This window comes from Drancourtella sp. An57 (assembly GCF_002161525.1).
Taxonomy (GTDB): domain Bacteria; phylum Bacillota; class Clostridia; order Lachnospirales; family Lachnospiraceae; genus Sellimonas; species Sellimonas catena.
Genome location: NZ_NFHY01000005.1, coordinates 132405 through 158855, shown reverse-complemented (window position 1 = coordinate 158855; position 26451 = coordinate 132405). Strand labels below are relative to the sequence as shown.

The 26451-nt window shown below is 47.0% G+C and carries 25 protein-coding genes; all 25 read right to left on the bottom strand.

Features of this window, described 5'->3' with window-relative positions:
* Window positions 1-3: 3 nt before the first annotated feature.
* Window positions 4-3351, bottom strand: a complete 3348-nt coding sequence (gene addB / locus B5G11_RS05735; protein ID WP_087252488.1) for a helicase-exonuclease AddAB subunit AddB — start codon at window positions 3349-3351, stop codon at window positions 4-6.
* A 9-nt stretch (window positions 3352-3360) separates the two neighbouring features.
* Window positions 3361-4599, bottom strand: coding sequence for a GTPase HflX (gene hflX, locus B5G11_RS05730; protein WP_087252487.1), 1239 nt, complete (start codon window positions 4597-4599; stop codon window positions 3361-3363).
* Complete coding sequence (locus tag B5G11_RS05725; protein WP_087252486.1) at window positions 4596-5132, bottom strand: tetratricopeptide repeat protein; 537 nt, start codon at window positions 5130-5132, stop codon at window positions 4596-4598. Before B5G11_RS05725 ends, hflX begins: the two co-directional genes overlap by 4 nt.
* Before the next feature lie 40 nt (window positions 5133-5172).
* Window positions 5173-5544: a metalloregulator ArsR/SmtB family transcription factor gene (locus tag B5G11_RS05720; protein WP_087169412.1), complete on the bottom strand. Its 372-nt coding sequence runs from the start codon at window positions 5542-5544 to the stop codon at window positions 5173-5175.
* 18 nt (window positions 5545-5562) lie between these two features.
* The gene (gene ung / locus B5G11_RS05715) at window positions 5563-6237 is read right to left on the bottom strand and encodes a uracil-DNA glycosylase (protein ID WP_087169413.1); all 675 of its coding nucleotides are present in this window, start codon (window positions 6235-6237) and stop codon (window positions 5563-5565) included.
* A 14-nt stretch (window positions 6238-6251) separates the two neighbouring features.
* Window positions 6252-7013: an imidazole glycerol phosphate synthase subunit HisF gene (gene hisF / locus B5G11_RS05710; RefSeq protein ID WP_087169414.1), complete on the bottom strand. Its 762-nt coding sequence runs from the start codon at window positions 7011-7013 to the stop codon at window positions 6252-6254.
* 3 nt (window positions 7014-7016) lie between these two features.
* Window positions 7017-7631 carry an imidazole glycerol phosphate synthase subunit HisH gene (gene hisH / locus B5G11_RS05705; protein WP_087169415.1) on the bottom strand — a complete coding sequence of 205 codons (615 nt, stop codon included), beginning with the start codon at window positions 7629-7631 and terminating at the stop codon, window positions 7017-7019.
* A gap of 81 nt (window positions 7632-7712) precedes the next feature.
* Window positions 7713-9182, bottom strand: a complete 1470-nt coding sequence (locus B5G11_RS05700) for a HAMP domain-containing sensor histidine kinase (protein WP_087252485.1) — start codon at window positions 9180-9182, stop codon at window positions 7713-7715.
* Window positions 9179-9862: a response regulator transcription factor gene (locus tag B5G11_RS05695; RefSeq protein WP_087169417.1), complete on the bottom strand. Its 684-nt coding sequence runs from the start codon at window positions 9860-9862 to the stop codon at window positions 9179-9181. Before B5G11_RS05695 ends, B5G11_RS05700 begins: the two co-directional genes overlap by 4 nt.
* An 80-nt stretch (window positions 9863-9942) precedes the next feature.
* Window positions 9943-10845 (bottom strand): ComEC/Rec2 family competence protein, encoded by a 903-nt coding sequence (locus B5G11_RS05690; RefSeq protein ID WP_087252484.1) that lies wholly within the window; start codon window positions 10843-10845, stop codon window positions 9943-9945.
* A gap of 362 nt (window positions 10846-11207) precedes the next feature.
* Window positions 11208-12527, bottom strand: coding sequence for a HAMP domain-containing sensor histidine kinase (locus B5G11_RS05685; RefSeq protein ID WP_087252483.1), 1320 nt, complete (start codon window positions 12525-12527; stop codon window positions 11208-11210).
* Complete coding sequence (locus B5G11_RS05680) at window positions 12520-13212, bottom strand: response regulator transcription factor (protein WP_087252482.1); 693 nt, start codon at window positions 13210-13212, stop codon at window positions 12520-12522. The genes B5G11_RS05685 and B5G11_RS05680 overlap by 8 nt, the downstream gene beginning before the upstream one ends.
* A 91-nt stretch (window positions 13213-13303) precedes the next feature.
* Entirely contained in the window at window positions 13304-13636 is a 333-nt protein-coding gene (locus B5G11_RS05675) for a hypothetical protein (protein ID WP_144289674.1), read from the bottom strand.
* 44 nt (window positions 13637-13680) lie between these two features.
* On the bottom strand, window positions 13681-13812 hold the full coding sequence (locus B5G11_RS16875; RefSeq protein ID WP_255396393.1) for a hypothetical protein: 132 nt from the start codon (window positions 13810-13812) through the stop codon (window positions 13681-13683).
* Between the two features lie 178 nt (window positions 13813-13990).
* Window positions 13991-14770: a DeoR/GlpR family DNA-binding transcription regulator gene (locus tag B5G11_RS05670; protein WP_343215474.1), complete on the bottom strand. Its 780-nt coding sequence runs from the start codon at window positions 14768-14770 to the stop codon at window positions 13991-13993.
* A gap of 104 nt (window positions 14771-14874) precedes the next feature.
* A complete protein-coding gene (locus tag B5G11_RS05665; protein ID WP_087252480.1) occupies window positions 14875-16791 on the bottom strand; it encodes a fructose-specific PTS transporter subunit EIIC in 1917 nt (638 codons plus the stop codon).
* Between the two features lie 3 nt (window positions 16792-16794).
* Window positions 16795-17712: a 1-phosphofructokinase gene (gene pfkB / locus B5G11_RS05660; RefSeq protein ID WP_087252479.1), complete on the bottom strand. Its 918-nt coding sequence runs from the start codon at window positions 17710-17712 to the stop codon at window positions 16795-16797.
* A gap of 189 nt (window positions 17713-17901) precedes the next feature.
* On the bottom strand, window positions 17902-18579 hold the full coding sequence (locus B5G11_RS05655; protein WP_087169424.1) for a hypothetical protein: 678 nt from the start codon (window positions 18577-18579) through the stop codon (window positions 17902-17904).
* Window positions 18580-18606: 27 nt separating this feature from the next.
* On the bottom strand, window positions 18607-19308 hold the full coding sequence (locus B5G11_RS05650; protein WP_087252478.1) for a hypothetical protein: 702 nt from the start codon (window positions 19306-19308) through the stop codon (window positions 18607-18609).
* A gap of 39 nt (window positions 19309-19347) precedes the next feature.
* On the bottom strand, window positions 19348-20103 hold the full coding sequence (locus B5G11_RS05645) for an ABC transporter ATP-binding protein (protein ID WP_087252477.1): 756 nt from the start codon (window positions 20101-20103) through the stop codon (window positions 19348-19350).
* A 17-nt stretch (window positions 20104-20120) separates the two neighbouring features.
* Window positions 20121-20780, bottom strand: a complete 660-nt coding sequence (locus B5G11_RS05640; RefSeq protein ID WP_087252476.1) for a hypothetical protein — start codon at window positions 20778-20780, stop codon at window positions 20121-20123.
* 15 nt (window positions 20781-20795) lie between these two features.
* Window positions 20796-21107, bottom strand: a complete 312-nt coding sequence (locus B5G11_RS05635) for a PadR family transcriptional regulator (protein ID WP_087169428.1) — start codon at window positions 21105-21107, stop codon at window positions 20796-20798.
* Between the two features lie 31 nt (window positions 21108-21138).
* Complete coding sequence (locus tag B5G11_RS05630; RefSeq protein ID WP_087252475.1) at window positions 21139-21909, bottom strand: ABC transporter ATP-binding protein; 771 nt, start codon at window positions 21907-21909, stop codon at window positions 21139-21141.
* Between the two features lie 256 nt (window positions 21910-22165).
* The gene (hcp, locus tag B5G11_RS05625; protein WP_204229571.1) at window positions 22166-23758 is read right to left on the bottom strand and encodes a hydroxylamine reductase; all 1593 of its coding nucleotides are present in this window, start codon (window positions 23756-23758) and stop codon (window positions 22166-22168) included.
* An 85-nt stretch (window positions 23759-23843) separates the two neighbouring features.
* On the bottom strand, window positions 23844-26306 hold the full coding sequence (locus tag B5G11_RS05620) for a glycoside hydrolase family 3 protein (RefSeq protein ID WP_087168072.1): 2463 nt from the start codon (window positions 26304-26306) through the stop codon (window positions 23844-23846).
* Window positions 26307-26451: the final 145 nt, after the last annotated feature.

Below are 26451 nucleotides of genomic sequence, written 5' to 3'. Positions count from 1 at the left end.
TTCTCACTCCCCTTCCTGTTCCGAGAGTTCCTGCGCAATCAGCCGGAAAATCTCCTCCCGTTTCTTCGATACAAGGCTTCGGTATCCGCACCCCTCAATTCTCTCATCAAACCCGCAGATACTGTGGTACGGGCAGTAATCGCACCCGGTGCTCATCCCCAGTTCGTAAGGCTCCTTTTTGACATTTCCTTCCAGAATCTCTTCTTTAAGCTGCTTCGTCTTCCTCTTTGTATAAGAAGACAGAAGTCCGAATTCCGCCTTTGACGCGGCCCGGGAGGTTTTAGAAACGCTTCCGTCTTTGTTCCTTCCAAACGGCGCCGCAAGAGAACTTTTCGCTCCCGTATGATCCAGATGTCCGAGAACATCCGGATCGGAATTCACAAGACCATCGGGACGGAGCTCTTTTAACAGCTCCTCCTCGGCCTGCTCTTCGTCGGATTTCGGAACCATCGGATCCTTCATCTGATAATAAAAGATTCCCGCCGGAATTACTTCCTTATTCGGATGCTTTTTCCGCTCCAGCTCCAGGGCTGCATTCATGTAAACGGCGAGCTGAAGCTGAAGACCGTAATAAAATGACGTGATATCAAAGGACTTGGATCCGGTCTTATAGTCCGTCACTTTGACATAAACCTGATTCTCATCTTCGCACGTATCAATCCGGTCGATGACGCCTCCTTCAAACCGGACTTCTGTCCCGGTCTGCCGGAAATCTCCCATTTTCTGCTGACGAAGCAGGGCCCATACCGTCCGGTCCACAAGCCTCTTCATTCTCGTAATCAGATATTCCCGGCGCTTCGTACTGTAAAGCACGGTATTTTCATAATCAATGATACTTTCCTCCACGCAGGCGTCCACCATTTCCCGGCGCATCTCGTCGGTAATATCCGTAACCGGGATATCCAGCCTTTCCGCCTTTCCCGCAAAATGCTCCATTGCCTTGTGGAAAAGATTTCCCCAGTCCAGAGGTTTGAATTCATACTCCTGCCGCTCACTTAACCGCAGTCCATAGGCCATAAAATGTGCAAAGGCGCAGGATGCATACTTCTCCAGCCGGGTCACACCTTTATCGATTCCTTCCCGGTAAAGAATCTCTGCCGCCTTCTTTGAGAGACGGTCATCCGGTATCCGGTAAAAATGTGCCTCCATCACCTGTTCCAGAGTTTGACTGCGTTTCGAATCCTTTTTATACCAGGCATAAAGCTCCTGCCACTGCGGATCTTCCGTCTCCTCATTCTGAAGTCCCCGGATCAGAAGTTCCAGACCGTTTTTCCCGGTCAGTTCCGTCTCTTTCAGGGTCCGTTCCTCCTCCCGCGTCACAGTCAGACGTGGAAACAGCTTCTGAATATCCCGGATCAGATAAGACGGTCTGAGAGAAGTCCCGTCCGCCGCCACCGAAGCATAAGACAGGTACAGCAGTTCCTGTGGTTTAGTCAGCATCGTGTACAGATAAAATTTCTGAATATAGGCCTGTTCTTTCCCTCCGGCGGAAAGTTCCGTCCCTCCGGACCGGATTTTCTCCCGGTCATACTCGGAGAGCAGCCCGCCCGAGCCAAGCTGCCCTGGAAGGAAGCTGTCGTTTGCGCAAAGGAAAAACAGGGCTTTGATATCAGTAAGCCTCGTCCGCTCCATGTCCCCGGCCATAACTTCATCAATTCCCGGCGGAATGACACCGACTTTCGCTTCCTCGAGTCCGGCGTCCAGAAGCTCCCCGTATTCCTCCAGAGAAACCTTCTCCTCCCCGAGAAGCGCTACAAATTTATCAAACAGATCGATGACAATCCGGTAAACCTGAGAATACTCCTTTGCAAGGGCGGCCTCGCCGCTCTTCTCAAAAACCTGTTCCTGCTCCCGAACCTTCCCGTACATTCCTTCCTGCACGAGAAAATCATAAAGCGCTTCCGTAATGTCCCTTACCGTCTTTTTCTGTTGCCGCAACACGAAGACAAGGCTGTCCACCTTTTCGATAAACCGGACACGAAGATGATTGACTTTTGCAAGCTCTTCTTCGCTCATCCCTTTGCTTTTCCGGATCCAGGCGCCCTGCCACTTTTTGTATCCCCGGATTCCAAGGGCAAGCACATAGTTTTCCAGTGTGTCAACTTCCTCCATCGTAAATCCGCTAAGGCCCGTCCTCAGAAACCGGAATACGCTTTCGTAGGTAAATCCCTTCTGGATCATGGCCGTCACACTGCGGACGTATTCTACAAATGGATTTAACAGCACACTTCGTTTCTGGTCTGCAAATACCGGAATCCCGTATTCGGAAAAAATTGTCCGGATATCATCCGAATAAGCGGACAGATCCGGCACGATCACCGCAAAATCCCGGTATCTCCATCCCTTTGTCCGGACAAGGGAACGGATCTTTCTTGCTGCCGCTTCCACTTCCTGCCCCGGCGTTGCCGCATGGCAGATCCGGATCCGGTCCTGTTCTTCTTCGTAACGGGCCTTGCCGTAGCGGAAAAGATGTCGTTCCAGGAAGGCCATCGGAGCATTTTCACGGAACCGGTACGGAACCGCTCCCTCCATCCATACGGGATCGTTCACCGTAATCTTCTTCTCCCGGCAGATGGCAAGGAGCTTTGTCGTCATCTCTTTACTGAGAGAAAACAGCTGGTACGGTCCCTGATAAAGATAAGGATTCTCATTCTTCGGAATCGTCACTGTCACCCGGACCTCCTGACACACCTTGAGAAGCTGCTCCAGCAGCCGGTTCTGAACCGGGGTAAATCCGGTAAAACCGTCCAGCGCAATGATGCTGTCCCGCAGAATGGCAGACTGCGGCACCCTCTCGCAGAGCAGATCCAGAATCTCCTCTCTTGTGATATATTTTTCCTCCAGATAGGCATAGAAGCCTTCGTACACCTTCTTCAAATCAGAAAGCTTATAATAAAGCGAGGTTCCTTCCCCCGCCTGCTCCATCATCCGGTCAAGCTCTTCTTCTCCAATATCGTACTGGGTAAACTCGGAAATGACCGATTTCACTTCGCTGATATACCCCTGCCGCTTCAGATTTCCACGAAGGACAGTCAAATCGTCCTCATAATCCCCCGCAATCTTCCGGAGAATCAGATTTTTCCCCTCGTCATCCAGAACAATCCGGTCGTTTCCCCCGGTCTCTTCCATGACACGATAAGCAAGCCTTCCAAAACTTAACACATCAATATTCATGATCGCATGATTCGGGCTTGCCTCCACAAGATCTTTCTGAGTCTGCATGGAAAACTGCTCCGGCACGAGAACAATATAAGTCTTCTCCGGATTTGCTGCCGCTTCTTCTACTGTCTTCTGATATAGAGAATGGGACTTCCCTGAACCGGAACTCCCAAAAATAAACTGTAATGCCATGACATTCTCCTAATTCACTTTTCCGTACAGTTCTCTCGGAACGAATCCTTCAATATAGATTCCATCCGCCTGATACTCTTCTTTCGTCACTTCTCCGTAGGCGCGGATCATCTGAATCTTTCCTGCCTCCGCATACGGATAAAGACGCTTAATCTCCATTCTCTGTTCTCTGATCCAGTCTTCCAGAATCTCTTTCAGCGTATCCAGTCCCTGCCCTGTCTTTGCAGAGACCACGACTCTTGCATCCGACTTGAAATCCCGGATCAAAAGGTCTTCTCCTGCTTTGTCACATTTATTAAACACCGTGATCACGGTCTTGTTCAATACTCCGAGTTCTTCCAGTGTCTCATAGGTTACATACATCTGCTCATCCATCTGTGGATTGGACATGTCCGCCACATGGAGAATCACATCCGCATACTTTGCCTCTTCCAGCGTACTGCGGAATGCCTCGATCAGGTTATGCGGAAGCTTGCTGATAAATCCGACCGTATCGGTAAGAAGAATCTTCTGGCCTCCCGGAAGATTCAGCACTCTGGTTGTCGGATCCAGTGTTGCAAACAGCTTGTCCTCTTCCAGCACCGATGCACCTGTCAGTGTATTTAACAGCGTAGACTTTCCGGCATTGGTATATCCCACAAGCGCACAGACCGGCATATGGTTTCTGCTTCGCTGCTCCCTTGTCACCTCCCGGTGTCTGCGGACATCCGCAAGTTCCCGGTTCAGCTGGGCGATCCGGCTTTTGATCAGTCTCCGGTCCATCTCCAGCTTCTTCTCTCCCGGTCCTCTTGTCCCGATTCCTCCACCGAGCCTGGAAAGACTCTTTCCAAGTCCGGTCAGTCTCGACTGCCGGTATTTTAACTGGGCCAGTTCTACCTGAATCTTTCCCTCTTTAGTCGATGCTCTGGCCGCAAAAATATCGAGAATCACAAGCGTCCGGTCCATAATCTTACAGTCCAGCACTTCCTCCAGATTGTTGATCTGTGAGGGGCTTAGCTCATCATCACAGACAATGCCGTCCGCTTCCTTTTCCCATACAAGCCACTTTAACTCGTCGAGCTTCCCGCTTCCGATATAAGTCCCCGGGTGAACCGCGTCTCTTAGCTGGATCATCTGTCCTGCCACTTCCGCTCCCGCTGTCTTTACCAGTTCGCCAAGCTCATCCAGCGACTGCTCTGCCTTTTCCAGATCATCCAGAGCCGCCGCCACAAGAATTACCTTTTCCTTTTTCCTTCCTGTCTCAATCATTCATTTCCCGCCTGTGTTTCTAAAAACTCTGCCTCTTTTTTCACATCTTCATCATCCGGCCAGGTCTGAAGATATGCATCCGCCTTTGCTCTGGCTTCTGTATACTTTCCTGCCTTTTCCAGAGAGAAGATCTGATTGTAGGCCATTTCCTTTTTCAAATCATCCCCGGCGCCTTCCATCTGGCTGCCGGTCTCAAAAGAGTCTGCCGCTTTTTCATACTGGCCGCTCTGCATATACGAAATTCCAAGCAGATTATAAAGCTCCGGCGTTGCCTCGGCCCCTTTCTCAAGTGCCGACTCAAAGGCGGAAACCGCCTTGTCATACTGCTCCAGCTCGTAATAGCTGATGCCAAGCCCCCGGTATGCTTCCTGTTCCATATCGGAATCCTTCGAAGCTTTTTCAAAAGCCTCGGCGGCCTGCTCATACTTTCCCTCTTCAAGAAGGGATTTCCCTTTATCAATCTGTGTGGCACATCCTGTCATCGTAAATGAAAGCAGGCATGCCGCCATTATCATTCCAATTCGCTTTTTCATTTCCCTTATCACCCTTATCTTTCTTTATGATTCCCTGTTCTTATTCCAGAATGTGTTCCATTCCCTGATTCATAATTGTCTGGATATGATCATCCGCCAGCGAATAAAACACCGTCTTCCCCTCACGTCTGCTCTTAACCAGTTTCATCTGCTTTAAAATCCGAAGCTGATGCGAAATCGCAGACTGTGTCATATGCAGTACCTCCGCCAGATCACAGACACAAAGCTCTGACTGAAAGAGCACATAGAGAATCTTCACTCTCGTCGGATCTCCGAACACCTTAAACAGGGCGGCCAGATCATTCAGTGTCTCTTCCGCAGGCATCCGTTCCATGACCTTCTTGATACAGTCCCCGTGGATCTCGATACAGTCACAGCACTCTGTCTCCATACAATCAATTTTTCTGCTCATACATCATACTCCCTTTTCTTACATCGGCTCAATCTGCCAGTCCACAGGCTCTACCCCCTGTGCCTCCAGAAACCGGTTGGCCTGACTGAACGGCCTGCTTCCGAAAAATCCCCGGTATGCGGAAAGCGGACTCGGATGCGGGGCCTCCAGAATCAGATGCTTAGGATTGTGAAGCATGGATTTCTTCGCCTGGGCCGGTCTTCCCCACAGCATAAAGACGATCGGCCGGTCCTGCTCATTTAATTTCCGGATCGCCGCGTCCGTAAACTCTTCCCATCCGATTCCCTTGTGGGAATTGGCCTGATGCGCCCGTACTGTCAGTACCGTATTCAAAAGCAGCACTCCCTGCTTCGCCCATTTGGTGAGGCATCCGTGATTCGGGATCGTGCATCCCAGATCATCGTGAAGCTCCTGATAAATATTGACAAGAGAAGGCGGAATGTCCACTCCCGGTCTTACGGAAAAACAGAGCCCGTGTGCCTGCCCCTCTCCGTGATACGGATCCTGTCCCAGTATCACCACCTTCACCTCATGAAGCGGCGTCAGGTGGAACGCATTGAAAATGTCGTCCGCCGGCGGGAAAATCTGCCTCGTCCGGTACTCCTCGTTGACCGTCTGAAATAATTTTTTATAGTAAGGCTGTCTGAACTCCTCCTTCAGAGCATCCAGCCAGTCATTCTGAATTGCTGCCATGCTGCCTCCTCACATCAAAGTCTGACCGGGATTCCTTTGTCCCTCAGATACTCCTTGACTTCCCGGATCGTAAGCTCTTTATAATGGAACAGCGATGCCGCCAGAGCCGCATCCGCATGTCCCTCGCTGAACGCGTCATAGAAATGGGACAGCTCTCCTGCTCCTCCGGAAGCAATCACCGGAATCGACACCGCATCCGCAATCTGTCTTGTCACGTTCAGGTCATATCCTGCCTTCGTCCCGTCTCCGTCCATACTCGTCAGAAGAATTTCCCCTGCGCCGCGCCGCTCGGCCTCCATGGCCCACTCCACAGCATCCCGGCCGGTGTCGATCCTTCCGCCGTTTTTGTATACATTCCATCCGCTTCCATCCGCACGCTTCTTCGCGTCGATGGCGACCACCACGCACTGGCTCCCGAATTTGTACGCCGCGTCCGAGATCAGATCCGGAGTATTCAGCGCAGAGGAATTGATGGAAATCTTGTCCGCCCCGGCTCTTAAAATCGTCCGGAAGTCCTCCACTGTACGGATTCCGCCGCCAACCGTAAACGGAATAAAGACATTCTCAGCCACCTGTTCTACCATGTCAACGACTGTATTTCTTGCATCAGAGGAAGCGGTAATATCCAGAAATACCAGTTCGTCCGCCCCTTCTTTATCATAAACCTTTGCGACTTCCACCGGATCTCCGGCGTCTCTTAAATCTACAAAGTTGACTCCCTTTACAACCCGTCCATTGTTCACGTCCAGACATGGAATAATTCTCTTCGTAAACATCTGCTACTCCCCCTGTCTTTCTATGAAATTTTTCAGAATATGAAGCCCTGTCCCGCCGCTCTTTTCCGGGTGGAACTGGCATCCGAAGACGCTGCCCTTCTCCACCGAGGCATGAATCGTCACTCCATATTCGGCAGTTGCTTTTACGATCTTTGGATCTTTCGCTTTCAGATAGTATGAGTGGACAAAATATACATAAGGATTCTCCTCAAGTCCCTCAAACAGCCTGCCGTCCTTCGAACAGGAAAGAGAATTCCAGCCCATATGCGGAATCTTAAGCCCTTCCGTCTTCGGGAACCTGACAATCTCACCTTCTAAAATTCCAAGACCTTTCACGCCCGGACTTTCCTCGCTCTTTTCAAAAAGGACCTGCATGCCAAGGCAGATTCCAAGCAGCGGAATTTTCTTTTCTACCGCCTCTTTGATCACCTCTGTCAGTCCAAATGCTTCCAGATTGTGCATCGCGTCTCCAAAAGACCCGACTCCCGGAAGGATAATCCGGTCTGCTCCCAGTATCTCCTCTCGTTTTCGTGTGACAACCGGCTTCTCTCCAAGAAAATCAAGCGCCTTCTCCACACTTCTCATATTTCCTGCGTCATAATCAATCAATGCAATCATTGTTATCCACTCCTTATCTTTCTAAGTTTAACACACCCCTTTCAAAAAGAAAATGTAAAAATGCGGGACGCGCCCGCATTTTTACTTTTTGTCAAGTTCAAACCAGAACTGTACTCCGTTTTCATAATTTTTTACCCCGTAATTCTGATGGAAGGATTCCATGATGGCCTTGACAATCGAAAGTCCGATTCCATTTCCTCCATATTCTCTGGTTCTTGCCTTGTCCACTTTATAAAATTTCTCCCAGATGTGTTCGATATCCTCCTCCGGTATCGGCTCCCCTGTATTGAAGACGCTGATCCGTATCTTACCGTCCCGCTCTTCAATCCGGATATCCACGATCCGGTTTTCATTCACATGGTTCAGGGCATTGCTTACATAGTTTCGCACAACCTGTTCTACCTTGAACTCATCTGCCCATACAAAAACCGGCTCCTGGGTATTCATACGGATATCCGCTTCTTTCTGCTTTGCCATGATTTCAAGGCTCTGCACCACACCCCGGATCAGGCTTGTGATATCGATCCGTTCAAACTGGGTATCGTCTCTGCCCTGTTCCAGCTGGTTCAACGTCAGAAGGTTTTTCACCATCCTGTTCATCTTGTTGGCCTCATCAATAATGACATCGCAGTAAAACTCCATACTTTCCGGATCATCCGTGATCCCGTCTTTCAAACCTTCCGCATATCCCTGGATCAGTGCAATCGGTGTTTTCAGTTCATGCGATACATTCCCGATAAACTCTGTACGCATGGTCTCTACCTGTTCCTTCTTTTTGATGTCTCTTTGCAGTTCATAGTTGGCTGTCTTTAATTCGGAAATCTTGTCTTTCAGCTCATCTGACATCGTATTAAAACTTTCTCCAAGAATTCCGATCTCGTCTGCTCCGCCTCTTGTATATTTTGCGTCAAAATCAAGCTTTGCCATCTTTTTTGACAGCTCCGCCAGTTCCAGAAGCGGCTCCGAAATTCTTCTTGAGAAAAACCAGACAAGAATAATTCCAATCGCAAGAATCAGAATACCGATATAGAAAATAAACTGGTTGGAAATCGACACATTAGAGCGGATACTGTCAAGGGAACACCGCATCAGCAGATAATTGGAATTATCAAACTGTGCCCACATTTCCAGGTATTCCGCTCCGCTCATCACATCTCTCGCCCTTGTAATCAGGTAGTCCCCGCTGTCAAGCAGCGGCGGCTTGTTGCCGAGCACATAATCCTGAACCTGATCTATCAGGATGCTCACATCATAGACGTTCGCATACTGTACCCTCATGGAACTGTCAATCAAAAGGACGGAAACATTATTTCTCTCGGTCATACGGTTCAGTTTCAGCACTTCCGAGTCGTTTCCCAGAAGATCCTTCTCCTGCACCTTACTGATTTCCTTATAAATACTCACTAAGTCCGACCGTTTATTTGCCATATAGTACCATTCTGCAAATGTACCGTTTACAAACACAAGAAGAATCAGAAGAAAAAGAATCAGTCCGACAAAAATGAACATCATCTTTTTTCGGATAGAGAGCTTTGCTCCAAATTTTTTCATGATTTTGCAACCTCAAATTTGTAGCCCATCCCCCAGATGGTCCGGATATACTCGCCTTTGTCCCCCAGCTTGTTTCGAAGCTTCTTCACGTGAGTATCAATCGTTCTGGCATCTCCGAAATAATCGTAGTTCCATACATTGTTCAAAATCTTCTCTCTGGACAGGGCAATCCCCTGATTTTCCATAAAATAGGTAAGAAGCTCAAACTCCTTGAAACTTAAATCGACCGGATTGCCGTCAATTTTCACGATATGGGCTGCCTTGTCAATCTCAATACCTCCTGCAGAAACCGTCTGATCCATGGCAAGTCCGCTCGTCCTTCTTAAGAGCGCATTGACACGGGCCACAAGGATTTTCGGACTGAACGGCTTGGAAATGTACTCATCGACGCCAAGTTCAAACCCATTCAGCTCATCCCGCTCTTCTCCTCTTGCCGTCAGCATGATGATCGGAACTTTGGACTCCTTGCGGATCTCCCTGCATACTTCCCATCCATCCATCTTCGGCATCATCACATCCAGAATAATAAGTCCGATATCCTGATTATCGTAAAAAACATCCAGCGCATCCATCCCGTCTCCTGCTTCAAGCACCTGGAATCCGGCTCTTTCCAGGAAGTCTCTGACAAGCTTGCGCATTCTGCTTTCGTCATCCACCACCAGTATCTTAATATGCTCCATAAACAATTCATCCCTTCTTCTCGATAATCTATCTATTTTCTGTATTTTAACAGATAATTATGTCCTTTTTGTGTACAATCTTATTTTCTGCTTCCTTCCTCCGGACCGGTGCTGCATTTCAGAGTTTCCCCGTCACTTTCAAACACGATGGTTCCCTGAAGGTCGGTCCGGAAAACACCTGCCCCCAGTTTCTCCACCCGTTTCATGACTTTCTCATGTGGATGTCCGAACTCATTTCTGGTGCCGCAGGTTATCACGACAAAAGAAGGAGATGCCGCTTTTAAAAACTTCCATGAGTTGGCGTCCCGGCTTCCATGATGATTCAGTTTCATGACATCCGAGCGGATTGAGATCCCGGATTTCAGGATCTCTTTTTCGATTCTCTGACTGATGTCTCCGCATAAAAGGAAGCTGTGTACACCATTTGTCAGACGAATCCCGAGTGATGAATCGTTGATATCTTCATACTGTTTTTCAGAATCCGGCGTGATAAATACAAATCTGCCGCTTCCTATTTCATAGTTTTCCATAAACTCAGGATGTCTGATCTTTACGTCCGCTTCATCCAGCGCGGTAAGAACTTCTTGAAAGCTTTCTGTATCATACGTTTCTTCCGGAAGGAAACAGGTTCCCACCGGAAAGGTTTCAATTACAGCATCCATCCCGCCGATATGATCAATATGAGGATGTGTGGCAATGACATAATCAAGCTTTTCTACCCCCTGTTCTTTTAAATAGGAAACGACCATTTCTTCATCCTCATTGGTCCCTGCATCAATCAGTAAATTTTCATTCTCCGACCGCACAAGAATGCTGTCCCCCTGTCCTGCATCCAGAAAGTGCACCTCCATGTTTCCGGATACTGTTTCCGTATTATTCTGTTCCGGATTCTCTGCTTTTCTGCCCAGAATCCAGATAACAGACATACCTGCCAAAAGCGCCAGAACAAACAGATATATGACTATTCTTCTCTTCTTTCTCACTTCTTCATCCTCCGGAAAACCTGTTTCCTTTTATTGTATCTGCAAGCTTTCCAAATCATTCAGATGATGTTTATATTTTCTTAAGTTCTTTTATAAATCCTTCATCGCGGAGACATAAATTACTCACATTTGTGCGCTATACTATAAACATCTTCAGAGAAGAAGAAGACAACAGTTGGAAAGAGTTCCTAATTCTTTGTGATTGTTGTCCTTCGCCTAGACATTTAGATTTTTTTAGATAGATTTTTCTCTCTTCCTTCAGGAGCCGCCAGGACGGCTCCTCCTTTTTTTGTTCAGAACTTTCCCGGGTACACGAAAAAATCCTGCCTGTGGAAACATCATATCTCCCGGCAGGATTTGCTCTATTCTTCTGTTCTTGGAAAGAGTATCGTCAGAAAGAACATGCCGTCTTCCTGACATACCTCGGAAACTCCCCGCATTTTTTTCATCATCTTCCGAATGTTGTGAAGCCCGATTTTCGTACTCTCTTTTCTTTCGTCCGTTTCCCGCAAGATCCGGTTGGAAAAACAGATCCCCAGACAGGAATCCCTGCAGACTGTCCGAATCCGGACAGGTTCTTCCGGATCTGCGTATTTTACAATATTAGAGACGAGATTATCCAGAATCCGGTTGATGTATTCTGGATCCACGCAGATTTTCCCATCCTCGTCTTTCCATTCGACATCGACTCTGTAGCCTTTATCTTCCAGATACCCCGCCATCTCAGAGAGCGGATCATAAAAGATGCTGTCCAGGCTTTCCGGCTCTCCGGTCCTGACTTCCATATCTTCTGTTACGAGGGCATACTCAAAAATATGGTCCGACATGACTTTGATCTGGTGGGCTTTCCGGTCAATTTTGCGGATGTATTCCCGGATCTGCTCCATATCATGGATCTCTTTTTTCGCCAGAATATCTGTATAGAGAAGCAAAGAAGTGAGCGGTGTTCTCAGATCGTGGGACATTTCCGTAATCATTCTCCGATTTGCCCGGGACAGTTCTTCTTCTTTTTCTATACTTTCTTTCAAAGCCCTGCGCATGTGATCCATTCCGGACGCAAGATCGGCAAGCTCATCCTTTCCTATTACCGAAATCTGATATTCCAGATCGCCATTTCCCAGAATCTCACATTCTTCTTTCAGCTTTCCAATATATTTTACAGGTTTACGGATCCCCAGTACCGCTGTCATAATAAACAACGCCACAGCAAGCAGAATCTCGGCAATCAGCGCATAGCTGTAAAACTGGTAGGAAAAGAATCCATACAGAAATACATCTGCGGTTCCGTCCGAAAATTCAACTGTATAGTAAGACTCCCACTCATAATACCCGCCTTCTATTGCGGCATTCTCCACTTCTTCATCCGGATACAGAGAATCATATGTCAGAAGTTCCTCCTTATAGACACTGATTGCAACGATTTTCTGTTCATTCACCCATTTCGTCAGCTTTTCAGAATCATTGGAGGAAACATGGTTTTCTGTAACATATTCCTGGAGATTTTTGATGGAATGGTCACTTGCTTTCTGTACATAATCACTTTCATAAAAATAAAATGTAAGCAGATTTTCCCCCGCCCGGTTCAATATGAAAAAAAACAAAAGAGAAACTGTTGCTGATACCAGAAGCAGGCGGATCAGTTCAAAATATAATGAATGAATTTTTTTCTTCCCATTATCCAAATCGGTACCCCTTCCCCCATACAGTCTGAATTCTCTGTGGATTTTTCGGATCTTCCTCTATTTTTACCCGTAGTTTCCGGATATGCACCATTACCGTACCATTGCAATTGTAAAAATATGGTTCATCCCAGACACTTTCATAAAGATTCTGGGCCGAAAAAATCTTCCCCGGATGCTGCATCATCAGTTTTAAAATCTGATATTCAATTTCGGAAAGCTCTGTACTTCCACCCCGGACAAAAACTTCATTAAACATTTCATTCAAACGGATTCCGGCCTGTTCCAGATACGTGTCCTTTTTTCGATCCGGTTCCTTTCCGCGGTATGTTTTCCATCTGCGGATCAAAGCCTTGACTCTTCCAAGAAGTTCCGAATAGGAAAACGGCTTCGGAAGATAATCATCCCCGCCTGCCATGAATCCGATCAGTTTGTCCGATTCCTGCGCTTTTGCGGTCAGAAACAGTACCGGTACATACGAAATTTTCCGGATCTCTTCACATGTCTTCAGTCCGGACATCCCGGGCATCATGATGTCCAGAATCACAAGATCAGGCCCCTCTGCCAGCAGCTGCAGACCTTCCCTCCCATTCTTTGCCTCAAGCACTTCATAACCTTCTCCTTCAAGAAGAATCCTCACTCCTTCCCTGATGTCTTCATCATCTTCAATCATTAAAATCCGTTCCATTTACTCACCTTACACTCACTCTGACAAAACAACAGGGTCCGCCTCCCGAAAGAAGCACACCCTGTATCACCTGTTTTGATTCCTGTTCTTATTATTTTGAACTCTTTCCTGAACCCGTCTTTCCTGATTTCGTATTCCCGGATGCTTTTCCTCTTGTTTTGTTGTTCTTTGAAGTTTTCCCGCTTTTCTTTTTGGAATCCTTCTTTTCAGACTCAGTGACTTTTTTATCGGAGTCCTTCTTTTCAGATTCAGCGCCTTTCTTATCGGAGTCCTTCTTTTCAGATTCAGTGACTTTCTTATCGGAGTCCTTTTTTTCAGATTCAGCGCCTTTCTTATCGGAATCTTTTTTTTCGGAGCTTGAGCTGCTCCCGGCAGTGCTTTTTGCTGTGGACTTTTTATCATCTTTTCCTCCACATGCTGCCATGGCAAACACCATTGCTCCAACCAGTGCCAGAATGAGGCCTTTCTTTACAAATCCTTTTTTTCCTTTTTCTTTTTTCTGTTCCTGCATAAAATCTGTTCCTCACTTTCTTTTTCTGTTTCAAAGGCTGCTTTGTTATGTATCTTTATATCTGCTTCCTCTGATACTTCTATTATCAACGGCAGATCTTAACCGTTCCTGAAAAAGTTCTGAACAATTCTTAATGCAGATTTCCCCTTTCCGGCTCATCATCCCTCTAAATATTTCCCATCTTATCGAAAGATCAGTGTTCTGTCAACAAAAAAACAGCAGGATGAATTCCTGCTGTTTTTTCCGGGATCATAACATGTATCTGTCCTATTCTATTATGATAATATTGCTGTCCGAATACATGCTTTCATCCGGGCATCGGTCCGTAATAATCATTGCATCCCCGAATTCTCCAAAGCTTACAGGACTCGATACCAGAAATTTGCTGCTGTCACAGAGTACATACGGCTTTTGGGCATGTTTCATCGCACATCCTTTTATCATCGCCTCATTGATATCCGGCGTCGTAAACCCGGACGTCCGGGTTACCCCGTTCGTTCCGAAAAAACCTTTTGTAAAATTATATTTCTGGAGATTGACGTAGGCTTCGTTTCCAACAATCGCCTCGGTCGCCGCTTTGAGTTCGCCGCCGATCAGGATCACCCGGAACCCATTCTCCGTGAGCTGCAGAGCGTGGGAAACCGCATTGGTCACAAAGACGGCTGACTTCTCTGTCAGAAACGGAATCATGTATTCCGTTGTCGTGCCGGCATCCAGGTAGACAAAATCATCCGGCTCCACAAGCGATGCCGCATACCTGGCAATCCGGATTTTTTCCTCTTTTTTCAATTCTTTCCTGAGAGCAACTTTTTCTTCCCGGATATTGATCCTGGATTCTGTCTGGACAGCTCCTCCAAACACCTTGACCAGCTCTCCTTTCTGATGGAGAAGTGTCAGGTCTCTCCGAATTGTGGACTCGGACGCATTCAGCTTTTCTGTCAGTTCCTGAACGGTCACGCTTCCCTTCTCTCCCAGAAGTTTCAAGATCTCTTTTTGTCGTTTTTCTGTCAGCATAACCTTCCCTCCGACTAAACCTTTTTCTCTCATATAACTATAGTAGAATTCTCCTTTCCCGTCAATCTCCCACCCGAATCAAAATACGCCGCGGATGTGATAATCTTCTCGCGGCGTAATGCTGTTTGATTTTTTCTTTATTCTTCTACCCTTTTTTTAAGTATTCCAAGGAGTACGGCTCCGACAATCGTACCGATTACCAGGGATACAAGATACATCAGGGCATGATCCACAACCGGGAATACGAAGATTCCGCCATGCGGAGCCATCAAAGTACAGCCAAATGCCATGGAAAGCGCACCTGATACTGCGGCACCGATGATACAGGACGGAAGGATATGGAGCGGATCAGATGCTGCAAACGGGATTGCTCCTTCTGTGATGAACGCCAGTCCCATGATAAAGTTTACCGGGCCGGATTCCCGTTCTTCTTTTGTAAATTTCTTCTTAAAGAGCAGTGTCGCCAGAGCGATGGCGCATGGAGGTACCATACCGCCGATCATAACTGCTGCCATGATATCATAGTTACCGGCTGCAATGGATGCAGTTCCGAATACATATGCCGCTTTGTTGAACGGTCCTCCCATATCGATGGACATCATACCCGCAACGATAATTCCAAGGAGAATCTTGCTGCTTCCGCTCATATTGGTCAGTCCTGTATTGAGCGCGGTATTCAATGCTCCGACCGGAGGCTCAATCACATAGTTCATCAGAAGTCCCATAATCAAAATTCCAAATAATGGATACAGAAGCACTGGCGCAATCTTTTCAATGGACTGCGGCAGTTTCGCAAATACTTTTCTCAGAAGGAGAATCAGGTATCCTGCTACAAATCCCGCAAGAAGAGCTCCAAGAAATCCGGATTTTCCCTGAGATGCGAGCATTCCACCGACAAATCCGACTGCCAGTGCCGGACGGTCTCCGATGCTCATGGCAATGAATCCTGCAAGTACCGGGAGCATGAATCCAAATGCCGTATCTCCTATTCCTTTCAATGCCGCTGCTACCGGCGTGATCGTACCGAAATTTGCACGCATCTCATCGGAAAGGGAATTGATATCGACGCTGAGGCCATCGATCAGAAACGCAAGGGCAATGAGGATACCGCCTCCAACTACGAACGGAAGCATGTGGGAAACTCCGTTCATCAGCTGTGTATATACCTTGTGGGCTCCGCCTCCGGATGATTTCTGTGACTTGCCTGCATTCGGATTTCCGCTTTTGTAAATCGGCACATCACCATGCATCGCCCGCTCTACAAGCTGATCTGCCTTACCGATTCCATCGGAAACCGGGCATTCGATCAGACGTTTTCCATGGAAACGGTCCATTGGTACTTCTGCGTCTGCTGCAACGATGATACAGTCTGCCTCTGCGATTTCCTCTTCTGTCAGTACGTTCTTTGCTCCGCCGGATCCCCTCGTCTCTACCTTTACAAAGCATCCTGCCTTTTTCGCTGCTTTTTCGATTCCTTCCGCAGCCATATACGTGTGTGCAATACCAGTCGGACATGAAGTCACTGCCAGAATCCTGCATGCCTTTTCCTGCGGTTCGGACTCCGTCTGTGCCGCCAGCTGTTCATCGACATCCGGTTTCTCTTCATCTGCCTCATCGATGATCTGAAGGAATTCTTCCGGTGTGGATGCTTTTTTCAGATTCTCTGAAAACTGCTCATCCATCAGGAGAATAGAAAGTTTGCTCAGCACATCCAGGTGAATATTATCCTTTGTATTCGGCGCGGCAATCAGGAAAATCAAATTTACCGGTTCCCCGTCCAGAGAATCAAAATCCACTCCGTCTTTGATCACCATCGCTGCAAGGCCAGGCTTTTCCACTGCGTCACATTTTCCGTGCGGAATCGCAATGCCGCCTCCGACTCCGGTCGTACTTTCTTCTTCTCTTAAATACACTTCTTTCCGGTACGCTTCTTTGTCCCGGATCTTTCCGCTTGCCGCCATCAGATCCACTGCCATATCAAGTGCTTCACTCTTGGAAGCCGGCGCGGCAGTAAGAGAAATACTTCTTTTATCCAGTAATTCTGTGATTCTCATCCTCTATTTCCTCCCATCCTCTATTGATCGATACAATGTTTCCACCTCTGCTCTTGTTGCCAGACGCTCCGAGAAGGCACTGGCACTTCCTGCGGACACTCCCATCCGGAAAGCATGTTCGTAATCTTTCTTTTCCAGCCATCCTGCCAGAAATCCTGCCACCATGGAGTCTCCTGCGCCCACTGCATTGACAAGAGTTCCTTCCGGCGCCGGAAGCATATGCACCTCTCCGTCTGCATCCAGAAGCACGGCTCCCTTGCCGCCCATGGATACGAGCACATTCAGCGCACCCCGTTCCTGCATTTTCCGGGCATACGGCACAACAGATTCCTGCGTATCAAGTTCCACTCCGAATATCGCTCCCAGTTCGTGCTGATTCGGTTTGATCAGGAATGGATGATACGGAAGTACTTCCATCAGCAGGTCATTGGTCGCATCCACCACTGTGAGCACTCCTTTTCCATCCAGTCGCTTCATAATCTCCGCATAAATCGTTTCCGGAATACTTGCCGGAATGCTTCCTGCCAGCACCAGAATATCTCCTTCTTTCAGTCCGTCCAGCTTTTCCAGAAGTGCTTTCACAGCCGCTTCACTGATAGCCGGTCCCTGTCCATTGATCTCGGTTCCGTCAAAATCCTTCATTTTGATATTGATTCTTGACCATCCCTCGTCAAGCTCAATAAATTCACTTTGGAATCCCAGCTCCTGCACTTTGCTTACAATCTCTCTTCCGGTAAATCCTGCCACAAATCCAAGGGCAGTATTATCAAATCCGAGGTTTTCCAGTACCGTAGACACGTTGATTCCCTTGCCTCCCGGGAGCATCTGCTCTGATGCCGTCCTATTCGTCTCTCCAAGCCGGAAATCATTGACTGTCACAATGTAATCCAGTGACGGATTAAATGTTACTGTGTAAATCATTCTTTTCTACCTCCGTTCTTTCTATGCTTATCATAGCACCATTATCAGTCATAATCAATCATTTTATTTCACAATATTTTTAATTATTTTTTATAAATATTTCACAATCACTCAAATTCGATCATTTAAGTGCAACAAAGAACTCCTGCGATTTCATTCCCCAACATCGCAGGAGTTCTTTTCCATTCTTTATTCAGATTTCCAGTTATATTGCTTTGACCTGCTGTTCCAGTACCAGTTTCTGATAAGCAGCAGAAGAACGGAAGCAACAAGCAGAATCCCAATCACAATCCATCTACCTGCTGTCAGAGGGATGGCAATCGGATACCTGGATGTCACAGCCGCCAGAACGAAAAAGCAGACCACCATCACTCCAATCTGTATCCGCCATTTCTTTTGATCCACGGAAAGTCTTCCTCTGTACTCAAACATGTGGTCTCCCAGAAGAACAACCGCCATGGCTGCTACCAGCGCCGCCAGAATCTCATTAGAGCGGACAGCATTATCATTCTGAATCAGATTGACTACTGCAAAGAACGTCAGCCACCATATAAAGCAAGTCCCTGTTTCCAGTAATTGTTCTCCAATGGAACTTTTTTTCCTGATTCCCCGTTTTTCAATCAGAAAATCGCAGAATGCCTGATAAGGCATCCCCATCTTCCGATCCAGCCTGGCCCCCTGGATCTCTGCCTCTTCCGCGATGCCGATCAGTTCGCTTTTGATCAGTTCCCGATCAAAAAGTGAAAGTTGCCTGGTCGACAGGTACTGTAGTGCGGGATACAGCTGTTCCCACATCTCTTCTCCCATGTCCGCGATACGGCCTGTATTTTCTTTTCTTAATGTTGTCAAATCGTTCCTCCAGAACATGTCTTTATGCCTCCTGCCTTTTCTTCATCATGCCCATTCATATTCCTTTGACCGGCGGTTCCAGTACTGTTTTCTTACAAGCAGCATCAGGCAGGATAATACCAGCATTCCTGCAAAGAAGATTCTGCCTCCGCATGGAATGGAAATCCGGATATCCATTCTCCAAAGCAGCCAGTCTGCAAAGATCAGACACAGAATCACCAAAAGGATGATCAGCGCCTGTGATTTTTTAGACCGGAATGCGATCTTCCCTCTGTAATCTGTAATAGGATGAATAAATATCTGATCGTGAATCCAAAGAGAAGCGGCCGCACCTATCACTGCCAGGATCACAGTACTCATATCCAGTTCAATCTGATTTGTCCAGATGGTTTCTATACTGAAAAATGTCAGAAACCAGACGAAGTGAACTGCAAATTCTACCAAATATTCTCCAATTTTTCTCCTGTCATCTTTTTCTCTGGAATTCAGTATCTGATCACAAAACTCCTGTCCCGGCATGCCAAGTTTCTCTTCCAGAGTGATTCCTTCAATCAGGGCTTCTTCTGCCATTCCGATCAGTTCCTTTTTAATCACTTCCTCTTCAAAGAGCGGAAGTGACGAGGAATCCAGATATTCTACAATCGGATAAAGCTGATCCCACATTTTCCCATCCAGTACGGATATCCGGTTTACATTTTCCTGTCTGATTTTGATCAGATCATTTTCCCACAACTTTTTCAGCAGCATATGATCCCTTCTTTCCCCGCTTTGACCTGTCTCTACTTTTTACAGTTCCTCCATCTTTCCGATGATTTCCTGATAAAATTCTTCCTGGCTCTTTTCTCCCCGTTCCAGCGTTTCCAAAATCACTCCGTCTTTCAGAAGGATAATCTTCCGGCAGTTGCTTGCCATCTGCGGGTCGTGAGTAACCATGACAATCGTCTTCTTCATTTCCTGATTGATGGTTCGAAGTGCTTCAATCACGATTTTGCCGGACTTGGAGTCCAGATTTCCCGTCGGCTCATCGGCCAGAATCAGATCCGGATTGTTAATCAGTGCCCGGCAGATTGCCACTCTCTGTTTTTCCCCGCCGGAAAGCTCATACGGATTCTTGTTTAGCAGATGATCGATCTGAAACTTTTCCGCATATGCCTTTGCCGCGTCCATCATTTTCTGCGCATCCTCCTGCCCGAGGATCATCGGAAGCATGATATTTTCCTCAACCGTCAAGCTGTCCATCAGGTAATAGTCCTGAAAGATAAATCCGAGTTTCGTTCTTCGGATATCTGCCAGCGTATCTCCGGAAAGTCCTTTTGTGTCCTGTCCCATGAATCGGACTGTTCCATCTGTCTGCTTATCAATCATCCCCAGAACTTTCAGAAGGGTCGTCTTTCCACATCCGGATTTTCCCATAATTCCGGTGAAATCTCCTTCTTCCACCTGAAAGTTCAGTCCTTTTAAAACTTTTATATCTTCTTTTCCCTTTTTCCCTACAGCCTTCTGATAATTACGAATTAAATTTTCAACTTCAAGCACATACATCTTCTTTCCCCCGCTTTCTATTTCCAGTCATATTTCTGTGACTGCTTTTTCCAGTAGTTTGCACTGATAAAAGCTGCCAAAACAGATAACAAAATCAGACACCCTCCTATGACAAATCCATTTCCTGTAATAGCCTGATCTGTTCGGACATCTGTAAATACTACAAGTACTAATGACCCTATCTTAATCAAATGCCTAAGATATTCTTTACGTTTATCCCATGCCATAATACGTTTTCCAGGAAGCCATACATCTGACAATGCTGCGAAAAATGCGAATAACATATCTGATGCATAAACCATTCTTGGTTCTGCATCCAGCAAAGCCCCAATGAGCCAGAAAACAGTCAGATACCATACAAAATTCACAGCCAACTCCAGAATCTGCTCCTCCACCTTTCTTTTTCTGGTTCTTTCTGTTTCGTTTTCTATCAGGTTGTCGCAAAATTCTTTCGACGACATTCCCAGTTTTTCTTCCAGAGAGATCTGTTCGATCTCCGCCTCCTTTGCCATACCGATCAGATCTTTTTTTATCACTTCTTCTTCAAACATCGGGATCGAAAAAGAGGACAGATATTCCAGCATCGGAGAAAGCTGGTCCCACATTGTTCCGTTCATTCCACTGATCTGCTCTGCATTCTCATTTCTTATTTCTGTCAATTCATTTTTCCATAACATTTTTCTCGCCTCCTGTCAGAAGATCCGGTCAACAGACTCTTTCACTTCCTGCCATGCCTGATAAAACTGATCGACATAGTCCTTTCCCTCCTGAGTCAGTGCGTAGTACTTCCGCTTCGGCCCCAGAGGACTTTCTTTAAAGGTTCCCTTAATCAGCTTCTTTTTCTCCAGGCGGAGTAAAAGCGGATAAAGCGTGCCTTCTTTTGCGTCAGAAAATCCATAATCCTGGAGCCTTGTTACGATCTCATATCCGTATGTCTCTTCCTGATCAATGATCTTCAGAATGCATCCTTCCAGAATCCCTTTCATAAGCTGCGCTTTGTCCATATTTCTCACCGCCTGTCTCTTGTTGTTTCACTTAAAGCTGCTCCATTTCTCCGAGAATCTCCCGATAATAGCGTTCCCGCTCTTTTTCATCGTCTCCTTTGCGGTCCAGTGTCTTTAAAATCACGCCATCTTTCAGCAAAATCACATGCTTACAATTGCTCGCCATCTGAGGGTCATGGGTCACCATGATGATAGTCTTTCCCCATCTATTAATCTCTTTGAGTGCATCCAGAACAATTTTTCCGGATTTGGAATCCAGATTTCCCGTCGGTTCGTCCGCCAGAATCAGTTCCGGGTCATTGATCAGCGCCCGGCAGATCGCGGCTCTTTGCTTCTCTCCGCCGGAAAGCTCCGTCGGCTTCTTATCAAGAAGATGCGAAATCTCAAACTGTTCCGCATATTTTTCCGCCCGCTTTTTCATTTCCGCGGAATCCGCCTTGTCTAAAATCATCGGCAGAATCATGTTTTCCCTCACCGTCAGACTGTCCATCAGGTAGTAGTCCTGGAAGATAAATCCGATCTTCCTTCTGCGGATGTCTGCCAGCTCATCTTTCCACAATTCTTCCGTATCAAAATCTTCAAAATAAATTTTTCCTTCTGTCGGCCGGTCCAGAAGTCCGAGCACCCGGAGCAGCGTTGACTTTCCGCATCCGGATTTTCCCATAATGCCAAGGAAATCTCCCTTCTCGACTTTCATACTGATCCCGCGGATGACCTTGATATCATCCTCTGCCGGACGGGCTCCATCGCCTTTTTTAGAATAATTTCTAATAATATCCTGCACTTCTAACACTGTTCCCATGATTTCCCTCCAGTCTACCTTGTATGATAAGGTTCTTCTCTTGACTATATTATATAGCAAGGTAGGCATTTGTCAATAGATTCTGGCTAAAAGATAACATCTTAATCGTTTCGTTCTATTTTCCAGTACAAGTCAGCAAAAAATGCGGTTCAAATTTGCAAATTGTTATTTTAGGCCGTGGATTCTAATCTGGTTTCTTCCTGCGCATAGAAAAAGGATGTCTCCTGATTGTGGAAACATCCTTCTTCTTAGCTTCTTATCCTAAGATTGTCTTTAAATCCTCTTCCGGCGTTGTAACCGGAGCAATTCCATATTCTTTTATCAGATACTCCGCCACACCTTTTGAAAGAAATGCCGGCAGTGTCGGGCCAAGCCGGATATTTTTGATGCCGAGGTGAAGAAGCGTCAGCAAAATGCAGACCGCTTTCTGTTCATACCAGGACAGAATCATAGACAGCGGCAGTTCATTAACACCACATCCGAATGCATCTGCCAGTGCCAGTGCAACCTTGATGGCACTGTAGGCATCATTGCACTGTCCCATGTCGAGCATCCGCGGGATTCCTCCGATTGTTCCCAGATCCAGATCGTTAAACCGGTATTTTCCGCAGGCCAGAGTCAAAATCACCGTATCCTTTGGTGCCTGTTTTACAAACTCTGTATAATAGCTTCTTCCAGGGCGGGCTCCATCGCATCCTCCTACCAGGAAGAAATGCCGGATCGCTCCGCTTTTCACACCTGCGATGATCTGACCCGCCACACTCAGAACTGCCTGATGGCCGAATCCGGTCATTGTGGTGCTGCCGCCGTTGCTTCCTGTAAATTCCATATCTTTTTCATATCCACCAAGTTCCAGTGCTTTTTGGATCACCGGGGTAAAATCTTTGTCCTCACCAATGTGGACCATGCCCGGATATCCTACTACTTCCGTTGTAAATACCCGGTCCGCATAACTGTCCTTTACCGGCATCAGACAGTTTGTCGTATAAAGAACCGGTGCCGGAATGTCTGCAAACTCCTTCTGTTGATTCTGCCATGCGGTTCCAAAGTTTCCTTTCAGATGCGGATATTTCCGAAGCATCGGATATGCATGAGCCGGCAGCATCTCACCGTGGGTGTAAACCTGGATTCCCAGATCTTTCGTCTGTTCCAATAGAAGTTTCAAATCATAGAGATCATGACCGGTCACAACGATGAACGGTCCTTTTTCCACTTTCCAGGATACTTCTGACGGCTCCGGATTTCCAAATGTTTCCGTGTTGGCACGGTCGAGCAGTTCCATGCATTTCAGGTTCACTGCTCCGGTCTCCATAACCACCGGAAGAAGTTCTTCCATTCCCCAGTCCTCTGCAAGTATAGATAATGCCTTGTAGAAAAAGGTGTTGACTTCCTCATCCACATAGCCCAGTACCATGGCATGATAAGCATACGCCGCCATTCCCCGGATTCCAAATAAGATCAGAGATTTCAATGACCGGATATCCTCCTGCGCTTCCCAGATCCGTTTCATATCATATTCATCGGTGTTCCCGCACTTTGCTTCGCATACTGCGCAGCCCGGCGCAATCTGCTCTTTTTCTGCTCTTACTTTATCAATCAGCCTTTCAATGGCTTCATCATCAAAATTGACATTTGTGACAGTAGCAAACAGACCTTCCAGAATCAACCGGTCCGTATTTTCTGTCTTCGGATTGGACGCACACGTCCTTGCAAGTCCGATCAGCGCCCCGGTCAGTTCATCCTGAAGGCCTGCTGTCCTTGCTGTCTTCCCACAGACTCCCGCTTTCCCGGTACATCCGCTGCACCCTGCCGTCTGTTCACACTGATAACAAAACATCTGCTTTTCCATTTTCTGTCCTCCTTACTGTTTCGTTCCATGGCCAGTATACAGGAGTCAGAAAGCAAAATATGTTGTAAGTACAACAGATTTTATATTATTTTAATGTCGTCCGCACAATCCTTGTGACGCAGTCCCGGAGTTCCTTCTGTGATATCGTTCCATCAGCCAACGCCTGCCGGATACTTTCCTGATCCTCCGGTTCTCCCGGCATTACCAGATCATTTCCTGCCTTAATGCATCCCGCAGCCGTACAGTCCTCACTCAGCTGCGTCGTTGTCCAGTCCGTCATGATCAATCCCTGAAATCCATATTCACAGCGGGCTGCTTTCGTACAGAGATCATAACTGTTTGCCGCATGGATACCATTGATCAGATTATAGCTTGTCATGATTGCAAGCGGCTGCGTTTCCCGAATAACAATTTCAAAGCCGCGCAGATAGATTTCCCGAAGGGTTCGTTCCGAAAGAATACTGTCGGATCCGCTCCGGTTATCCTCCTGATTATTGCAGGCAAAATGCTTCACAGTCGTTCCGCATCCAGGGTGCTTCTGCACTCCTTTTGTCATGGCTGCGGCAATTTTTCCGCTGAGGAACGGATCTTCCGAATAATACTCAAAGTTCCGTCCGCACAGAGGATTCCGGTGGATATTCATTCCCGGCGCAAGCCAGAGCGTCACTTCAAAACGTTCCATCTCCTCGCCCACTGCATTGCCAACTTCCCGGATCAATTCTTCATTCCACGTCTGAGCCAGAAGTGTTCCGACAGGGAACGCCGTACAATATTGATAATAAATATCTCCTTCCTGTTCCGGCCCATCGTAAAAAAATCCTCTTTCAATCGCCGCTTCAAACGGAATCGTCTGCACTTTTCCATCGGACACCACATAATTCTGACTCAGGCGCAGGCCTGCCGGTCCGTCAGCCAGAACAATCGCTTTTACTCCCTGTCCGGCCGCACAGGAGCTGGTCTCACCTGCAGATCCAGGCACCGAAATCCCGGCTGCTCCAAGATTGCTTCCCTGTCCGCTTCCTGGATCTCCCACAGCAAGCAGGATCAGCTGATCCTCGGACAGCCCACTGGTGATTTCCGCCGCTTCATCCCCCGGCTCTTTATAATCGTAACAATACCGGATAGTATCAAGTCCGTCCAGATCATAGGAAAAGTGCGGCACATTCTCCATATTGTTTATCAGCGCTTCATACCGCTTCCGGATTTTTTCAGCCGGAACAGACAGCTCCTCCAGAGTTTCTCTTAGTGGACAGATATGCTCTGTTTCTGCCAGCACTTTCTCCTGCTTTACATCAAGGATACCTTCCAGTGTGCTTTCCATAAGGGAATTTCCCACATAGATTCCGTAGCATCCCGATTCCAGAATCCATGCTGCCCGGCTTTCATCAAAGGAAGTCAGTGTTCCGGCATCAAAAGTCATCTCAACCGTCTCCTCTTCTCCCGGAGCCAGTATCCTGGTCTTGGCAAACGCGCACAATCTACGGAACTCTTTTTCAATCTTTCCGACTGGAAGGGATACATAAAGCTGAACCACTTCTTTTCCGGAAAACTCCCGGCTGTTATTTTTCACTTTGACTGTGACTCGTACCTCCCCATTTTCTGATGTTTCGATACGTGCCGTATTTATGGAGAAAGACGCATAGGACATTCCATACCCGAATCCATAACGCACCGGAATCTCGAAGGTATCAAAATAACGGTATCCCACATAGATGCCTTCCTCGTACTTCTCCTCCTCAATATTTCCGTTGTTATGCGAAAATGTTGCGGCATTCGGATAGTCATCATAAGAAAATGCCCATGTATCAGTCAATTTTCCACTTGGAGAAACAATCCCGCTGATAACATCTGCCACGGCAGTGCCGCCCTCCTGGCCCGGCTGTGATACCGCCAGTACTGCCTGAATCTGCGGAAGCTTTTCAATGAATGACAAATCCACAACTCCTCCGGAATTCAGAAGCAGAATGACCTTCTCATACCTGTCACAGACATCCGAAAGAAGAGTATACTCTTCATCACTCAGAAAATAATCTCCTTTTTCTGCCCGTCTGTCCGCCCCTTCCCCTGCATTCCGGGCAAGGACGAAAACTGCCGCATCCGCATCGACAGTATAAATTTCCGGTCCTGCCGGAACATGAAATGGAGAAGTGGAATATGCGGTGAAAAAATCTATTCCGCTTTTTGTTTTTTCAAGAATCGCTTCTTTCCATTCCAACCGTTTTCCCTTATATTCTTCTTCATATTCATGGAGCCATTTCTCCGTCATAATTTCAAATCCGGCATCTTTCAAACCTTCATAGATGCTGATACTTCTTCTCTCGTTTACATCTCCGGAACCGGTGCCTCCTTTGACTGTTCTGGACGCACCAGAACCAAACAGCGCAAGTTTACTTCCCTTTTTGAGCGGAAGCAGATGCTCCTCATTTTTCAGAAGGACAATCCCCTCTTCTGCTGCCCGGCGCGCAATTTCCCCATGAAGTTTCTCATATGCTTCCGGTTCCCGGCTTGTTGTTCCTGTAAACATGGTTTCTTTTCTTTCAAAGTGCATGTTCCTCACCTCGTTTCAGATTTTCAGCTTCTTTTTTGCTTGATTTATATATAAATTTTTACATCGTTTTACTATGTTGTCAATACGAAAGATACCTCTGCTCATAATTGAACAGACATCTTCCATATGCTATGATAAAAGAAAA

Coding starts and splice junctions, on each gene's coding strand:
- addB (WP_087252488.1), bottom strand. CDS start 3,351: ATGGCATTACAGTTTATTTTTGGGAGTTCCGGTTCAGGGAAGTCCCAT.
- hflX (WP_087252487.1), bottom strand. CDS start 4,599: ATGATTGAGACAGGAAGGAAAAAGGAAAAGGTAATTCTTGTGGCGGCG.
- B5G11_RS05725 (WP_087252486.1), bottom strand. CDS start 5,132: ATGAAAAAGCGAATTGGAATGATAATGGCGGCATGCCTGCTTTCATTT.
- B5G11_RS05720 (WP_087169412.1), bottom strand. CDS start 5,544: ATGAGCAGAAAAATTGATTGTATGGAGACAGAGTGCTGTGACTGTATC.
- ung (WP_087169413.1), bottom strand. CDS start 6,237: ATGGCAGCAATTCAGAATGACTGGCTGGATGCTCTGAAGGAGGAGTTC.
- hisF (WP_087169414.1), bottom strand. CDS start 7,013: ATGTTTACGAAGAGAATTATTCCATGTCTGGACGTGAACAATGGACGG.
- hisH (WP_087169415.1), bottom strand. CDS start 7,631: ATGATTGCATTGATTGATTATGACGCAGGAAATATGAGAAGTGTGGAG.
- B5G11_RS05700 (WP_087252485.1), bottom strand. CDS start 9,182: ATGAAAAAATTTGGAGCAAAGCTCTCTATCCGAAAAAAGATGATGTTC.
- B5G11_RS05695 (WP_087169417.1), bottom strand. CDS start 9,862: ATGGAGCATATTAAGATACTGGTGGTGGATGACGAAAGCAGAATGCGC.
- B5G11_RS05680 (WP_087252482.1), bottom strand. CDS start 13,212: ATGGAACGGATTTTAATGATTGAAGATGATGAAGACATCAGGGAAGGA.
- B5G11_RS05675 (WP_144289674.1), bottom strand. CDS start 13,636: ATGGCAGCATGTGGAGGAAAAGATGATAAAAAGTCCACAGCAAAAAGC.
- B5G11_RS05670 (WP_343215474.1), bottom strand. CDS start 14,770: ATGAGAGAAAAAGGTTTAGTCGGAGGGAAGGTTATGCTGACAGAAAAA.
- B5G11_RS05665 (WP_087252480.1), bottom strand. CDS start 16,791: ATGAGAATCACAGAATTACTGGATAAAAGAAGTATTTCTCTTACTGCC.
- pfkB (WP_087252479.1), bottom strand. CDS start 17,712: ATGATTTACACAGTAACATTTAATCCGTCACTGGATTACATTGTGACA.
- B5G11_RS05655 (WP_087169424.1), bottom strand. CDS start 18,579: ATGTTCTGGAGGAACGATTTGACAACATTAAGAAAAGAAAATACAGGC.
- B5G11_RS05650 (WP_087252478.1), bottom strand. CDS start 19,308: ATGCTGCTGAAAAAGTTGTGGGAAAATGATCTGATCAAAATCAGACAG.
- B5G11_RS05645 (WP_087252477.1), bottom strand. CDS start 20,103: ATGTATGTGCTTGAAGTTGAAAATTTAATTCGTAATTATCAGAAGGCT.
- B5G11_RS05640 (WP_087252476.1), bottom strand. CDS start 20,780: ATGTTATGGAAAAATGAATTGACAGAAATAAGAAATGAGAATGCAGAG.
- B5G11_RS05635 (WP_087169428.1), bottom strand. CDS start 21,107: ATGGACAAAGCGCAGCTTATGAAAGGGATTCTGGAAGGATGCATTCTG.
- B5G11_RS05630 (WP_087252475.1), bottom strand. CDS start 21,909: ATGGGAACAGTGTTAGAAGTGCAGGATATTATTAGAAATTATTCTAAA.
- hcp (WP_204229571.1), bottom strand. CDS start 23,758: ATGGAAAAGCAGATGTTTTGTTATCAGTGTGAACAGACGGCAGGGTGC.
- B5G11_RS05620 (WP_087168072.1), bottom strand. CDS start 26,306: ATGCACTTTGAAAGAAAAGAAACCATGTTTACAGGAACAACAAGCCGG.